Below are 239 nucleotides of genomic sequence, written 5' to 3' on the forward strand. Positions count from 1 at the left end.
GGACTGGGAAGACAGGATAGAAAATGAGCCCCTTCAGGGGTTTTCCCTGACCCGCTCCAGCACCCGGCGGATGGTCCCCCAGTCGTACCCCCGGCGCTGGAGGAAGCCCGTCAGCCGGTTGCGCCGCTTGTCCAGGGGCAGGCTCCCGGTGGACCGCCACCGTTTTTGGGCCAGGGGCAGGATGCCCGTTACCAAGTCCACCTCCCCGAAAGTCTCTCCCACGACCCGGTCGATGAGGT

The 239-nt window shown here is 66.1% G+C and carries 1 protein-coding gene; it reads right to left on the reverse strand.

Annotated elements, in window-relative coordinates; genetic code table 11:
- Window positions 1-33: 33 nt before the first annotated feature.
- The coding region (locus FVQ81_18545) for a RecX family transcriptional regulator (protein MBW7998531.1) at window positions 34-239 on the reverse strand (206 nt) is incomplete at its 5' end.

The sequence above is a fragment of the Candidatus Glassbacteria bacterium genome (assembly GCA_019456185.1).
Classification (GTDB): Bacteria; Gemmatimonadota; Glassbacteria; order GWA2-58-10; family GWA2-58-10; genus JAJRTS01.